At 50.8% G+C, this 14202-nt stretch carries 15 protein-coding genes and 1 rRNA gene; 12 read left to right on the top strand and 4 right to left on the bottom strand.

Features of this window, described 5'->3' with window-relative positions:
• The first annotated feature begins 121 nt into the window (after positions 1-121).
• The 3 genes from EDM60_RS23635 (at position 122) to EDM60_RS23625 (ending at position 3452) form a co-directional block, all read left to right on the top strand.
• A complete protein-coding gene (locus tag EDM60_RS23635) occupies positions 122-730 on the top strand; it encodes an ECF transporter S component (protein WP_122966131.1) in 609 nt (202 codons plus the stop codon).
• Between the two features lie 317 nt (positions 731-1047).
• The gene (proS, locus tag EDM60_RS23630) at positions 1048-2514 is read left to right on the top strand and encodes a proline--tRNA ligase (protein ID WP_122966130.1); all 1467 of its coding nucleotides are present in this window, start codon (positions 1048-1050) and stop codon (positions 2512-2514) included.
• Between the two features lie 338 nt (positions 2515-2852).
• Positions 2853-3452, top strand: a complete 600-nt coding sequence (locus EDM60_RS23625) for a hypothetical protein (protein WP_122966129.1) — start codon at positions 2853-2855, stop codon at positions 3450-3452.
• Positions 3453-3599: 147 nt separating this feature from the next.
• Here the strand turns inward: EDM60_RS23625 and EDM60_RS23620 are convergent, their stop codons facing one another.
• Positions 3600-4238 carry an HAD family hydrolase gene (locus EDM60_RS23620; RefSeq protein ID WP_122966128.1) on the bottom strand — a complete coding sequence of 213 codons (639 nt, stop codon included), beginning with the start codon at positions 4236-4238 and terminating at the stop codon, positions 3600-3602.
• Between the two features lie 84 nt (positions 4239-4322).
• Positions 4323-4955: an ArsR/SmtB family transcription factor gene (locus tag EDM60_RS23615; protein WP_063228734.1), complete on the bottom strand. Its 633-nt coding sequence runs from the start codon at positions 4953-4955 to the stop codon at positions 4323-4325.
• A 151-nt stretch (positions 4956-5106) separates the two neighbouring features.
• Here EDM60_RS23615 and bcp point away from each other — a divergent pair, with 151 nt between their 5' ends.
• Genes bcp through EDM60_RS23595 form a run of 4 tightly spaced genes read left to right on the top strand, consistent with a single transcriptional unit; the run spans position 5107 to position 8039 of the window.
• Positions 5107-5577 (top strand): thioredoxin-dependent thiol peroxidase, encoded by a 471-nt coding sequence (gene bcp, locus EDM60_RS23610; protein WP_122966127.1) that lies wholly within the window; start codon positions 5107-5109, stop codon positions 5575-5577.
• Positions 5578-5625: 48 nt separating this feature from the next.
• The gene (locus EDM60_RS23605) at positions 5626-6678 is read left to right on the top strand and encodes a M42 family metallopeptidase (protein WP_122966126.1); all 1053 of its coding nucleotides are present in this window, start codon (positions 5626-5628) and stop codon (positions 6676-6678) included.
• A 9-nt stretch (positions 6679-6687) separates the two neighbouring features.
• Positions 6688-7449, top strand: coding sequence for a class I SAM-dependent methyltransferase (locus tag EDM60_RS23600; RefSeq protein WP_122966125.1), 762 nt, complete (start codon positions 6688-6690; stop codon positions 7447-7449).
• Positions 7450-7490: 41 nt separating this feature from the next.
• On the top strand, positions 7491-8039 hold the full coding sequence (locus EDM60_RS23595) for a cob(I)yrinic acid a,c-diamide adenosyltransferase (RefSeq protein WP_122966124.1): 549 nt from the start codon (positions 7491-7493) through the stop codon (positions 8037-8039).
• A 46-nt stretch (positions 8040-8085) separates the two neighbouring features.
• Here EDM60_RS23595 and EDM60_RS23590 read toward each other — a convergent pair whose 3' ends face one another.
• Positions 8086-9000, bottom strand: a complete 915-nt coding sequence (locus tag EDM60_RS23590) for a complex I NDUFA9 subunit family protein (RefSeq protein ID WP_122966123.1) — start codon at positions 8998-9000, stop codon at positions 8086-8088.
• A gap of 128 nt (positions 9001-9128) precedes the next feature.
• Between EDM60_RS23590 and nth the strand changes: the two genes are divergently transcribed.
• The 3 genes from nth (at position 9129) to EDM60_RS23575 (ending at position 12372) form a co-directional block, all read left to right on the top strand.
• On the top strand, positions 9129-9785 hold the full coding sequence (nth, locus tag EDM60_RS23585; RefSeq protein WP_122966122.1) for an endonuclease III: 657 nt from the start codon (positions 9129-9131) through the stop codon (positions 9783-9785).
• 144 nt (positions 9786-9929) lie between these two features.
• The gene (perR, locus tag EDM60_RS23580) at positions 9930-10367 is read left to right on the top strand and encodes a peroxide-responsive transcriptional repressor PerR (RefSeq protein WP_063228727.1); all 438 of its coding nucleotides are present in this window, start codon (positions 9930-9932) and stop codon (positions 10365-10367) included.
• Positions 10368-10626: 259 nt separating this feature from the next.
• The gene (locus EDM60_RS23575) at positions 10627-12372 is read left to right on the top strand and encodes a glycosyl hydrolase family 18 protein (RefSeq protein WP_122966362.1); all 1746 of its coding nucleotides are present in this window, start codon (positions 10627-10629) and stop codon (positions 12370-12372) included.
• 72 nt (positions 12373-12444) lie between these two features.
• Here the strand turns inward: EDM60_RS23575 and EDM60_RS23570 are convergent, their stop codons facing one another.
• Positions 12445-12819, bottom strand: coding sequence for a YgzB family protein (locus tag EDM60_RS23570; protein WP_005827746.1), 375 nt, complete (start codon positions 12817-12819; stop codon positions 12445-12447).
• 117 nt (positions 12820-12936) lie between these two features.
• On the opposite strand from EDM60_RS23570, the gene EDM60_RS23565 reads away from it, so the two are divergent.
• Both EDM60_RS23565 and EDM60_RS23560 read left to right on the top strand, forming a co-directional pair.
• A complete protein-coding gene (locus EDM60_RS23565) occupies positions 12937-13812 on the top strand; it encodes a hypothetical protein (protein WP_122966121.1) in 876 nt (291 codons plus the stop codon).
• A gap of 243 nt (positions 13813-14055) precedes the next feature.
• A 16S ribosomal RNA gene (locus tag EDM60_RS23560) occupies positions 14056-14202 on the top strand; the annotation flags it as partial.

The raw sequence follows: 14202 nt of genomic DNA, 5'->3' as shown, positions 1-14202 counted from the left end.
CTGCCCTGAGAATTATTCTCAGGGTATTTTTGTGTTTGCAAAAGCGTAGACATTTTGGCACGTGTGGGCAAGACCGCTGTTGCCATTCCTCAGAAGGAGAAAAAACGAGGAGATGGTACACATGAAAGAAACAGCCCTGCACACATCGCGCAGAGCAACCCAGCGGATCGTGACGATTCCGATGCTGGCAGCCGTTGCTTTTATCTTGCAGTATTTGGAGGTTCCCGTTCCGCTGATGCCGAGCTTTTTGAAGCTTGATTTCAGTACGTTGCCAGCGCTGATCGGCGGACTCATGTACGGCCCTGTAGCCGGCATCATCATCGAAGTTTTGAAAAATACATTGCACATGCTCTTTAAAAATACAGACGGATTGTTGATCGGAGAGCTTGCCAACGTCGTGGCGGGCGCCAGCTTTATTTTGCCAGCTGTCCTTCTGCAACGCAGCGGTCAAGGGAAAAAAGGCTTTTTATCGGGCCTCGCGCTTGGAACGTTGCTGATGACGATTGTCATGGCTGTTGCCAATGCGTACGTCCTGCTCCCGGCATACGCCGCTCTTTATCAGATGCCGATGGCAGAGCTGCTGGCCATGTTCAACGCAACCAGCGTCTGGTCCCTGGTCATGGTCGGTATCGTTCCGTTCAACCTGTTCAAAGGGGTCGTGCTCGCGCTGGTCGCGTATCCGGTCTACGCCAAGCTTGGTGCGCGCATTGCCCTCAGAACCACAAATTGACAACGGCTGCGCGACTTGCTAAGATATTCCCTAACAAAAAGCAGTTTAGCGAAAAGGCTATGAAAGGACCCGCAGCTATATCCTGGTTCCAGAGAGTCGGCCCTAGTCTGGAAGGCTGATACGAGGCGTACCTGCACCCCATCCTGAAGCCGCCAGCGACGAGCTGGTCCGGTTGCCCGCCGTTATCGGGTTGTTGAGTGGACTTATGGCTTGTGCCATGGTCAATCAGGGTGGTACCGCGGAAGTGAATCCTCCGTCCCTTTTTTGGGATGGGGGATTTTTTGCATTTTCATGTAAGAAAAAAGGAGCGTAGAAGGATGAAAGAGGACAAAGCGTTCGTAAAAGAAATGACACCGCAGTCGGAAGATTTCTCGCGCTGGTACATCGACGCGATCAAAAAAGCGGATTTGATGGATTACACGCCAGTGCGCGGCTGTATCGTCTTCAAACCGGATGGCTTCGAGCTGTGGGAGCGCATCCAGGAGGCGATGGACAAAAGGTTCAAAGAGACGGGACACCGCAACGCCTACTTCCCAATGCTGATTCCCGAGTCCTTTTTCCAAAAAGAAAAAGAGCACATCGAGGGCTTCAACCCAGAGCTGCCTTGGGTGACGGAAGCGGGAGGAGAGCAGCTGGAGGAAAAGCTTGCCCTGCGCCCGACTTCGGAGACGATCATCGGACATATGTACGCGCAGTGGATTCAGAGCTACCGCGACTTGCCGATTCTGATTAACCAGTGGGCAAACGTGTTCCGTTGGGAAAAGCGCACCATGCCATTCTTGCGTACTTCAGAATTTTTGTGGCAGGAAGGCCATACCGCCCATGCGAACGAGGAAGAAGCGCGCCAGGAGACCATGCAAATGCTGGAGATTTATCGCGAGGTTGTGGAGCAGGAGCTGGCGATTCCGGTATGGAAAGGGCAAAAAACGCCAAGCGAGCGCTTTGCAGGAGCAGTCGACACGTACTCCATCGAGGCGATGATGAAGGATGGCAAAGCGGTGCAGGCCGGAACCTCCCACTACTTGGGCGACAAGTTTGCGCGCGGCTTTGAGATCAAGTTCCTGGATCGCGACAATCAGTTCAAATACGTGCATACGACTTCGTGGGGCAGCTCTACCCGCTTGATCGGCTCGATGATCATGGTGCACGGCGACGACCGCGGTCTGGCTTTGCCGCCGCGGATGGCACCGACTCAGGTCATCATGATCCCAGTCGGACCGATGAAGCTGCGCGATCAGGTCATGGTTGCATTCGATCCGCTGTTTGACGAGATCAAAGCGGCAGGCGTTCGCGTCCGGGCAGACTTGCGCGAGGAAACTCCGGGCTGGAAGTTCAACGAATGGGAGATGCGCGGTGTGCCGCTGCGTCTGGAGCTTGGACCGCGCGACGTGGAAAACGGCCAGGCGATTCTCGCCCGCCGCGATACCGGAGAGAAAATAACCGTGCCACTGGAAGGCATTGCGCAGACGATTGCCCAATTGCTCGAAGACATCCAGCAAAACATGTTCCAAAAAGCGCTGGCCTTCCGGGAAGCCCATTCGCATCTCGGAATCGATACGCTCGCGCAGCTGTCCGCGCACATCGAAAAATGTGAGAACGAAAACACGCTAAGCGGCTGGGTGCTCGCAGGCTGGTGCGGAGACGACGCATGTGAGTCCAAGGTCAAGGAAGAGACGAAGTTCACGTCCCGCAACATTCCGTTTGAACCGCCTGCACAAAAATCGGTCTGCATTTGCTGCGGCAAAGAGGCGAAGCATACAGTTTGGTTTGGCCGCTCGTACTAAGGTTTCATTTAATAAACAAAACAAAAAAGGGAGTGCTCCCCGTACGTAACGGAGCACTCCTTTTTGTATCCACAGAAGTCAGCGTGTGCGGGCAAGTTGTAAAGTATTTCCATTAACGCAATTTATCATTCGAGTAAAAAGTATATACATAAAAGTGAATATTTTGTATTTTTATTGATGGTTATAGAAACGACTCCACGAAGTATGTAATGTACATGGACCCATGGGATGGTCAACATTTTACTATGACCTATGACTCTTTCTTGGATAGCTCAAGACAAGAATGGATTGGCTCATTGTATGGTTTTGAGTCAGAATAATTTAAGGAGGGCAGTTGTATGAAGAGATATGTTTGGACATTGTTCGGTGCAGTTATAGTTGCTGGAATATCATTGGCTACTTGGGCTGGTGCATCCAATCAAGGGAACAAGGAAGCACTAAATGCATACAAGAAAATGGAACAAGCCCGGAATCAAGAGAACAAATTTTTGAACGAATCGAGCAATAATTTTACGCTGTCAGACTTCTCAATTCCAGGAGCTTTATTGTCAGAAGCGGATAAAATCAGCAAATACAAAGGTTCAAACGTTCATGAGTTATTGACTGCGCATGATGAGAAGCTTTCGTTTATTATGGAAGGTGATGAAGTAAAAGGTATCGCTATAGCAACAGATACGGAGCCAATCATGGCAGGTGGTGAAAAAACCGGCCCTGAATTGTTTGACCTTCATGAAAAAATAAAAAACGATCTTGGTGACAATGTCAACATTATGTACTTTAGTTATGCAGGCGGATTTGTTTTTGTTGCTACTGATAACAAAGGGGAGGAAAGCTTGTGGCTCGATCAACGCGCTGCTCGGTTTCTGGAGCTTTCTCCTCACGTTCAACTCGATTCCGAAGAAGTTTTGCAACAAATCCGAAACAATATAAATCAATAAAATGACAAGGGGGCGTCTCTTCGTCGAGCAATCGACTTTTGAGGCAGCCCCTTCGTATTATGCGGTCAAAATCCGTATATGAAAAAATCTCAGCCATGCAAGACTGTCTATTAACGAAGTAATAGCAGGTTAGGCAACCCGAATCAATCAGCGGCCAAGCACCCAGTCAACAAACGCCTGCGCGTCAGAAAAGCGATAGTCCGGCTCAGGATCGAAGCTCCCGGCCTTCTGGGTGACAAGCAGCCAGTCAACGCCGACCGTAGTCAGCCCTGCGGCGCGTCCCGCGATGATGTCTGCGTCGCTGTCGCCCACAAAAATCGCATTCTCGGCTGTAGCTCCCAGCTGTTTCAGCGCTGTGAAAATGCCTTCCGGATGCGGCTTCGGCTCGGTCACCTCATCGCCTGTGATCACGACAGAAAAATACTTTTCCAATCCCCACTCGCGCAGCGATATATCTGCACTTCTGCGCCCTTTTCCCGTCACGACTCCCATCTGAATGCCCGCAGAATGCAACTGTTCAAGCATCTTTGCAAGCTGCGGAGGATTTTGCACCTGAGCGTGCTCAAGCGTGTACACATGGAAAAAATGATCGAGAGCGGCTTCGTGTTCATGGGCGGGCAGCTTGTTTTGCAAAATGCCAGTTTCGGTTGGACCAAACATCGCGACGATTTGCGCATCGGAGTAGTGCTCTTGCAAAAAGCGCTGAAAAGTAGAGCGAAAGGCCGTGAAAATGAGTGGGAGCGTATCGGCGACTGTACCGTCAAAATCAAACAAAATCGTGCGCATGGCTGCCCCTCCTTTGGAATAAAAAAAGAAAAACCATCTCTCCTGATGGTTTTCCTGGTGTTGGTCGATTTCCTTTTTACAGCTTTACAGCGGCTTGTTCTGGTCGTCTTGCTCCTCAAACTGCTCTTCCGAATCGTCTGTCGGCTCAGCAGGCGTCAGCGGAAACAAGACATCGAAAAACTTGAACTTGCGGCGGCCTTGCTCGTTTTTGAAGCCTTTGTACTTTTGCAACAGGTCGCTGATGTCGTCCACCAACTGATTGCGTTCTTCCTGGCTCAAATAAAATTCAGTCAGGTTGAAAGCGAAAGTATTCTGGTATTCCTTGCGAACATCCTGATCGCTTGCAACGAAACGATTGAGTGTCCTCATGAGATCCTTTTCTGTGGTGCGAAACGGAGTGAACATGACGTCACTCAATTGCTGTGCATTTTCTTCAATCATAAGCTGAAGCTTAACCTGAATCACCTTGGCGACTGGCTCGTAGTATTTCTCCACGATGGAACCTTTGACGCGGGTATCTACCTGTTCGAGCAAACCAACACGCACAAGTTCCTTCACGTGGTAGTGAAGACGTGCAGCATTTTCGCCTAGTTCCGTAGCGATTTGTTTGGCCGTACGCGGCTCCAAATCCTCGAAGAGTTCTAGAATCTTAACCCGTTCTGCTATGGCAAGGGATTTAAGCGCTTCTGGATCCGTTACTTCAAAAAACTCTTTCATGCCAATTCTCACCATCCAACTGACTAGGCCATTTTTTTATTTTTCTTAATTAATTCTATCGTTTTCTGCTAGAAAGCGCAACGTATATGCGGATGAAGTACCTGTAAGCTTGTGGTAAAATGAAACCAGTGATTTTTACGGGGGGATGAGCATGATCGAAACCGGACAAGCCGCGCCTTTATTTACTTTGCAGGCAAACAATGAACAGACGATTTCGCTTTCGCAATACCGCGGAAAAAATGTCGTGCTTTATTTTTATCCAAAAGACATGACGCCGGGCTGCACGACCGAAGCGTGCGATTTTAGAGACTATCACCCGATGTTCGCGGAGCTGGACACTGTCGTGCTCGGAATCAGCCCGGATTCCGTGAAGTCGCACGACAAGTTTATTGCGAAGCACGAGCTTCCGTTTGTGCTTTTGGCCGATCCGGAGCATGAAGTTGCGGAGGCGTACGGCGTTTGGGTGCTGAAAAAAATGTACGGCCGCGAGTACATGGGAATTGAGCGGAGCACTTTTGTGATCGACAAGGAAGGCAACATCGCCAAGGTGTGGCCGAAAGTGAAAGTAAAAGGGCACGTACAGGAAGTGCTTCAGTTTATCAAGGAAGAGCTGCAAAGCTAAAATCGGCGTTTGATACATAGTCATAGTACATAAAAGGAGGATTTTCTCATGGGTGTGTCTACCGAGTATGTCGTTCAAGCTTTTTGCCAATTGGCGAATATCCCGAGTCCGTCTGGCAACACAGAAAAAGTAATGGCGTGGGTCGCCGGGGAACTGGAGCAGCTTGGCGTGGAGTACAAACGGACGAACAAGGGAGCGATTGTCGCTACCGTGCCGGGAGCGCGTGATGACAAGGCGCGTTTGCTGACGGCGCACGTTGATACGCTGGGAGCCATGGTCAAAGAAATCAAAAGCAACGGACGCCTCAAGCTGACGTTGATCGGCGGTTTTGAGTTCAATGCTGTGGAAGGCGAGCACTGCACAGTGGAAACAGCGAGTGGCCGCCTGGTGACCGGGACGATTTTGTCTACGAAAGCATCTGTTCACGTCTATGGCCGCGAAGCAGGCAAGGCAGAAAGAACCGACTCCAACATGGAAGTTCGTCTGGACGAGAAAGTGACAAACCGCGAGCAAGTACAGGCGTTGGGCATTTCGGTTGGCGATTTTGTTTCGTTCGATCCGCGCGTGACGATAACAGACAGCGGCTTTATCAAATCGCGTCACATCGACGACAAGGCGAGCGTTGCCGTTCTGTTGGGCGTGTTGAAAGCGCTTCGCGAGACGGGCCAACAACTGCCGTATACAACCCACTTTTTCATCAGCAACAACGAAGAAATCGGTTATGGCGGCAATTCCAGCATTCCGGCCAACGTCGTCGAGTATTTGGCGGTTGACATGGGCGCGATCGGCGACGGACAGACGACCGATGAATATTGCGTCTCGATTTGCGCGAAGGATTCCTCCGGGCCGTACCATTACGGATTGCGCAGCCACTTGACACGTCTGGCGCAGCAAAATGGACTGAATTACGCGGTAGACATTTATCCGTTCTACGGATCAGACGCGAGCGCGGCGCTCAGGGCCGGATACGACATTGTTCACGGCTTGATCGGTCCTGGCGTGGACGCCTCCCACTCCCATGAGCGCACGCATACAGAAGCGCTCGACAATACAGCGAAGCTCGTCATGGCTTACCTGGCTTCCGAGGACATGCAAGCATAGGAGGGCGGCATGAGCAATATGTATCAATGGGCTGATTACTATGACCTGATGCAGCGCGGACTTGCTGGCGATGTTGAATTTTATCTGGAAGAAGCGAAGCAAGCTGGCGGAAAAGTGCTCGATCTGGCCTGCGGGACGGGAAGGATTGCAATTCCGCTGGCTCAGGCCGGAATCGAGGTTACGGGGATCGACCTGTCGCAGGAGATGCTGGCAAAAGCGCAGGAAAAAGCAGATGCGCAAGGCGTCAGCGCCGGATTGAAGCTGTTGCAGGGAGATATGCGCAACTTCGAGCTGGGGGAAACCTTTTCGCTGATCATGATCCCGTTTCGCTCGTTTTTACATCTCTTGCACGTTCAGGAACAAATGAAGGCGCTTGCCTGTATTCGCAAGCATTTGGCGCCAGGCGGCAAGCTCGTCATGAACGTCTTTGTACCGAAAATCAATCATTTTTACGAAGAAAACGAAAAGATGTCCCTGCGCGGCACACAGATGTTGCCTTCGGGAGAAGAACTGTCGATGTGGGACTACACCCGCTACGATCACTTCCAACAGTTGTGCGAAGTGACCCGCATCTACGAGCGCACAGATGCAAACGGAGTGGTAACCGAGCGGCTGAAGGGACGTTTTGCCTTGCGCTACATTTATCCGTCCGAATTTCATCACTTGTTGCGGTTGAACGGACTGAAAGTGACCAAACGGTACGGAACGTTTGCCAGAGCGCCTTTTGATGCGAGCAGTACGGAGCTGATTGTCGTTTGTGAGTCTGTGTAGCTTACTTGTTCCAGACAAAAACCAATGAAGGCGGGATCGGAATGAAGATTTATACGAAATCGGGAGACAAAGGCGAAACTTCATTGGTAGCGGGAGTGCGCGTGCCCAAGTTTGCAGATCGCGTCGAGGCGTATGGAACGTGCGACGAGGCCAACTCCCAGATCGGGCTTGCCTTGTCCTTGTTGCCTGCGTCCGATGCGTGGCAAGAGCTGCAGGATGTTTTCCACATCATTCAAACCAAGCTGTTCCACGTAGGGGCAGAACTTGCCACGCCGGAAGGGAAAAAGGTCGGCTGGCCGATTGCAGAGGAAGATGTTACGTTCCTGGAGGGGCAGATTGACCAGTTGGATGCCAGTCTGCCGCCGCTCACGAACTTTATTTTGCCGGGAGGACATCCCGCTGCTGCTGCCTTCCATGTCGCCCGCACGATGGTGAGACGCGCAGAGCGAAAAGCCGTCCACGTTGCCCAGCAGGAACAGGTGAATCCGTCGGTGGTCAAATATCTCAACCGCCTGTCTGACTATCTGTTCGTCGTCGCCCGTCACGTGAACAAAGAGACGGGTTCTGTGGAGAAAACACTGCATGAATAAACAAAAGTCCCTGATTTTTCAGGGGCTTTTTCTTTTTGGCGGATCGTTATGAAAGATAGGTGGAGATTCCCGGGCGAAAGGCGATTTTTTCTGTGGAAAACGTGTCGTACAGCCGTTCGGCGTCCCGGCAGGCATTGCCTTCGAGCAGCATCGTCAGCTGGGTGTTGGTTATCGGAAAAAAGGAGAAGCCCTCCATTGCGTTGATGACTGGTTTCATGAAGGCGAGCGGGATGTGGATTTTGCGCACTTTTTGCTTGCCGAGCACCTCGCCGATCGTATCGAGAATTTGTTCATAGGAGACGGGAGCAGGCCCGCCTGTTTCGTACGTCTGATTGGTTGCCTCGCGATGGTTCAAGGCTTGGACAAAGACGTCCGCTACTGTTTTTCGCGCTACAGGCTGCAACAGGTAAGAGCCGTTTCCGAGCACAGGAGTGACTGGCATGCGAACAAGATCGGCCAGCATGTTTACAAACTCGTCGCCAGGCCCGAAAATGACCGATGGCTGAAAAATGACGTAAGGGATGCCGCTTGCTTTGACAAGTTGCTCCGCTTTGTATTTCGTAAGATGGTACTGGCTCGTCGCGTTTTCTCTTGAACCGAGTGCGCTCATGTGGACGAAGCGTTTTACGCCATGCAGTTTGGCTGCTTCCAGTACGTTGCGCGTGCCGTCGACGTGAATCCGCGAAAAAGTGATTCCTTTTCCCGGCTGCTCGCGAATAATTCCGACCAGGTGAATGACGGCGTCGCAGCCTGCCATGGCTGTTTTCAGCGATTCAGCGTCCAGTATATCCCCAGCCACTTCCGTCACGCTTCCAGGACCAGTCACCTCAGGGAGCAGTTTGCCTTTTGAATCTGCCCGACCTGGCCGGGACAAGCAAACGGTATCGTAGCCTTCTGCAATCAGACGATCCAGCACGCCTTTGCCGACAAAGCCGGTAGCTCCTGTCAGGAAAACTTTCATTCATATCGCCCCCTGTTAAATGATTCCAAGCTTATTGTACATCAGGTCACGAACTGCTTTCCATGGCTTGCGACGATTGCCGAGCTGTTCAAGATCGGTATAATGTAGGAAAAAGGGGGGATATATTTATGGCACAACGCAAAGTACCCGTTGCAGACATTCTGGACACACTTCAGCAGATGTACCCGGATGCACACTGCGAGTTGAATTATACAACCCCGTTTGAGCTTTTGATCGCCACGATTCTTTCGGCGCAGTGCACGGATAAGCGGGTGAATGAAATTACAGAACCGATGTTCAAACAGCTGAACCAGCCGGAACACTATTTGCATCTGACGCAGGAAGAAATGGAAGAGCATATAAGAGGGCTGGGCTTGTACAAGAATAAGAGTAAAAACATTTTGGAGACCTGTAGAATCTTGTACGAAAAGTACAATGGAGAGGTGCCGCGAACGCACGCCGAGCTGGAGGCGTTGCCGGGAGTAGGTAGAAAAACGGCCAACGTCGTACTCTCCAATGCGTACGGTGTTCCGGCGATTGCGGTCGATACCCATGTGTTTCGTGTCGGGAATCGCCTGGGCCTTGCCAAGAGCGACAATGTGGACGAAGTAGAGCGCCAGCTGATGAAGAAGATTCCGCGCGAAAAATGGTCGGATGCGCATCATTGGCTGATTTGGCACGGGAGAAGAGTGTGCACGGCGCGCAATCCGAAATGCGATCAATGCCAATTGCAATCCATGTGCAAATACGCTTTGACCGAAGCGAAAAAGGCAGCAAAAGCTTGATTTCCATTTCTTTCTCCGCAATCCGGCGGAATGGATATTGACAGTTTTCGCCGAATAGACGTACACTTATTTAAAGTAATTCTAATCAATGACAAACAGAGTTGATTGATCTTTTGTCTTGCGAAGACTGTGGGGTGTGACAATATGGCACAGCGTGTAGAAAAAGCTGTAGAAATCCTCAAAAACACCGGGGTTCGGATGACACCTCAACGCCATGCAATCTTAACCTATTTGCTGGAGACGATGACTCACCCGACGGCTGACGAAATATACAAAGCTCTCGAAGGCAAATTCCCCAATATGAGCGTCGCGACGATTTACAACAACCTCAGGGTTTTTAAAGATGCGGGTTTGGTAATTGAGCTGACCTACGGGGATGCTTCCAGCCGCTTCGATGCCAATGTGGAAGAAGACCATTACCACGCGATCTGCTCTAGCTGTGGGGCGATCCGGGACTTCCATTTCCCGTACTTGCGGGAGGCGGAAGAGGCTGCGGCGAGAGATATCGGGTTCAAAGTCACCGGCCATCGGATGGAAGTATATGGCGTCTGCGAGTCCTGTCAAAAGAGTACCCTAAATTGAGTTATGTGGATGAACACCTTTTGCCTCAACGAATGTCGAAGAGTTGAGGCAGAAGGTGTTTTTCTGTTGAAATGTGTAACGTTTTGGCTGTTTCAAACGTCTTTTTTTGGAGGGAGAACGGCTCGTCCTGCGTTTTCCAGTATACAAAAGGTTGTGAATCGTTTGAACCAAGGCTATGATCGAAATATTGCAGGAATGATACAGATGATCGGAACCGTGGCGAAAGCCCGTTGGTTGGGAGGAGGGTATAACCGTGAGCATGCAGCTTAATACAGTACCTCGTCCCAGACGCAGAAGGGGAAGAGCGCTGCGCAGACTTTTCATGCTGATGTTTTTCTTGCTCGCCATCTTTGGGAGCATTTACTGGTTTTTCGTGCTGCGGGCATCAACGGAACATGTGCAGCCGTACGACGGCGCCAAAGATGTCATCGTCTTTGAAGGAAAGCGCATGGATGCCACTTACTTGCTCGACGGGGAGCAAATCTTGCTTCCTTTTGATTTCATTAAAGAGAAAATCGACCCGGCGATCTTTTGGGATGAGCCTACCCGTTCTGTAATCGTGACGACGAAGGACAAAGTTTTGCGGATGGAGAGCGGGGAAGTCGTAGCTCATCTGAACAAGCAGCCAGTCAATTTGCAGGTGCCCGTGAAGGAAGTGGAAGGAAAGCGCTATGTGCCGCTTGATCCGCTCACCAAGCTGTATCCGTTTGCCTTCGAGCGAAAAGCCGATACAGGCGTGCTCCTTGTAGAGCAGGAAGGGTACGAGATCGAGCAGGCGCATGTGATCGGTGGAGAGGAAAAGCAGCTCGTCCGTGTTGGAGCCTCTCACCGGACACCGATCGTAAGCGAGCTATCCTCCGGGGATACAGTTGATGTTCTCGGAGAACAGGAAGGCTATTACCGCGTGTTGACAGCATCCGGGATTGCAGGCTTTCTTCCGGAGAAAAGCGTTGAGATGTCCGGAAAGCGAAAGGTCAGCTTGCAGCATGCCGGGTCTTCTGGCGAGCAAGTCGCATGGAAGCCTGATGGGCAAAAGGTGAACATGGTTTGGGAGCACGTCGTCAGCAAAAATCCGAATGTCGCCCAGATCGAGACGCTGCCTGGCGTCAATGTGATCGCACCTACCTGGTTTGAATTGAAAGATGCAGAAGGAACGCTTATAAACCGAGCGGACTCGGCGTATGTAAAATGGGCGCATAAGCGCGGCTACCAAGTGTGGGGGCTGGTCACGAACGGCTTCAACCCGGACTGGACCCAATCCGTTCTCGGCAGCTACGACAAGCGAGACAAGCTGATTGTCCAGTTGATCCACTATGCCCACTTGTATGATTTGGACGGCATCAACATCGACTTTGAAAACGTGTATTATGAGGACAAGGAGCGGCTCGTCCAGTTTGTCCGCGAGCTGACGCCTTACTTGCATCAGCAAGGACTAACCGTTTCCATCGATGTGACAATCAAGTCCAACGCCAAGACGTGGTCGATGTTTCTGGATCGCAAAGCATTGGCCGAAGTCGTCGACTACATGGCTGTCATGACCTACGATGAGCATTGGGCGGCAAGCCCGAAAGCAGGCTCGGTGGCGTCATTGCCATGGGTCGAAGCAGGCTTGCAAGGAGTATTGGAAGAAGTGCCGAACGAAAAGCTGCTTTTGGGTGTTCCTTTTTACACAAGATTGTGGACAGAAGCCAAGCAGGCTGACGGAACAGTCAAGGTAAGCTCCAAGGCGCTGTCCATGCCGAGAGCGCAGGAGTGGATAGCGGAGCGAAAGCTGACTCCGGTCCTGGATAAAGCATCTGGTCAGCAGTATGTGGAATACCGCGATCCCAAAGACGGGAATGTCTACAAGATGTGGTTGGAGGACGTCTCGTCCATGGCAAAGCGGATGGAGTTAGTGAAGAAATACGATTTGGCTGGAGTCGCCTCGTGGCGGCGAGGCTTCGAAGTGCCGGAGATTTGGCCGACCATCGAGGAAGGCTTGAAAAACGCTATAACCGCTCAGTAAAAAAGAAGCCACCTGCTGCCCGAATGGGAAAGTGCAGGTGGCTTATTGCATCTCGAACGAATGAGAAATCGATCATGTCTGGTTTTGCTGGGGCTGCCCGTCTTCCAGACGCAAAGGCTGTCCGCAAAACATACAGGCATCTTCTTTCCCAAGCATTTTCGTTACTTTTTGGCACGAAGGACATTCTACTTGAGGAGCAGAGGTAGATACCATGCCGGAGATCATAAACAAGACGGTGCTGCCCATCGTCAAAATAAAGCCGATGATCAAAAGCAGCGTCATGAAGATGTGAGAGCCTTTTAACAGGTTGCCAAGGAAAGGTATAAAGTCCAGATATCCTCCGAAAAAAGCGTACCCTGTATACATCAGCAAAATGCCGATCACCATGCTCCAGTTACCCCATGTGCGCATGCGTTTGATTTTGCTCAGGCGTTCAGTTTTTTTCATCATCATTCCTCCTACTATACAGTATAGCATACAAAGGATTTGTCTGTTGACAAGCAGGAAACGGACAAATCGTGTAGAATCCATAAGTTCAACCCAGGGGCAGGGAGGAACACTGACATGGCAATGAAGCGAGAGGAGAGTCAGCAAACGTATCTGAATAAGCTGCGGCAGCGCCCGGATGTACAAGCTGTGCTGGTTTTGCCTGTTTCGGATCTGCTGGTTCCGTTTCGCGATGGCGCCTTTTATCTTGTCGTGGTCAACCAGCCGCAAGCAGAGGGAAAAATCCGCCGTCTGCACATTCAGGGACGAGTGGTCATGGAGCAACAGATTAGTACCTGGCAGCTTGAAAAAGGGGCGGTTAGCGGTCTGGATGAACGTCTGGCTGCGTTGCTTTGGAGAGCGGATATTGTCTGGGACAAAGACGGTTATATGAAGCAGATGAAGATTCGGCTGAGTCGTCTGCCTGTTGCGCTGCAAAAAAAGTTTATCTGTAGGGAGTATTCCCAACTCCTCCGTTTTTTCCACGAGACAAAAGAGTTTCTTCAGCAAGGACTGATCTTGGATGCCCATCATGCGCTCATCCAATCGCTGCATTCGTGGGCGAGGCTGATCGTGTACGAAGCGGGGGAACATCCGCAGGCTGCGCTGTGGTCCCAGGTAAAACAGATGGACTCATCGGTATTCAAGCTGTATGAGGAGTTGTCCATTAATGGAGAAGCGTTGGAAAAGCGCATCGAGCTGCTTGTTCTCGCGATCGAGTTTTGGATTACGTCCAAAGTAAAAGAGTCCGTCACTTTCTTGATGGAGGTTATGGAATCAAAGGCAGGTCCGTGGCGCCTGGAGGAGCTTGTGAACCATCCGGCCATTGTAGATGCACAAATTGATGTCCCTCTTCTTATTGATAAAATGCTGCAAAGGCAATTGATTCAAGAAGTCGTTTTCACAGAGGGGGCAAATGGCGACAGAGAGTCAGGAGTAATATTGCTCAGGTAAAAGTTTTTAAATACTATTGACTTCTGGTTTTGCTACATGCTATATTAACAAACGTCGCTGCTGCGCAAGGAAATGCTGACAGCGAAAAAAGTGAAAAAAACACTTGATTTAATAAGTGGATCTGTGGTAAATTAAAAAAGTCGTCTCTGGGCGACAACGAAAAATGCTCTTTGAAAACTGAACAGCGAAAGCGTTGATGAGTCTATCATTAAATGATTGCCAGCTTTGAACCAGTAACAAACTTTATTGGAGAGTTTGATCCTGGCTCAGGACGAACGCTGGCGGCGTGCCTAATACATGCAAGTCGAGCGAGGGTTTTCGGACCCTAGCGGCGGACGGGTGAGTAACACGTAGGCAACCTGCCTCTCAGACCGGGATAACATAGGGAAA

It is taken from the genome of Brevibacillus parabrevis, from assembly GCF_003710905.1.
Classification (GTDB): domain Bacteria; phylum Bacillota; class Bacilli; order Brevibacillales; family Brevibacillaceae; genus Brevibacillus; species Brevibacillus parabrevis.
This window is presented reverse-complemented; position numbering and strand designations above follow the sequence as displayed.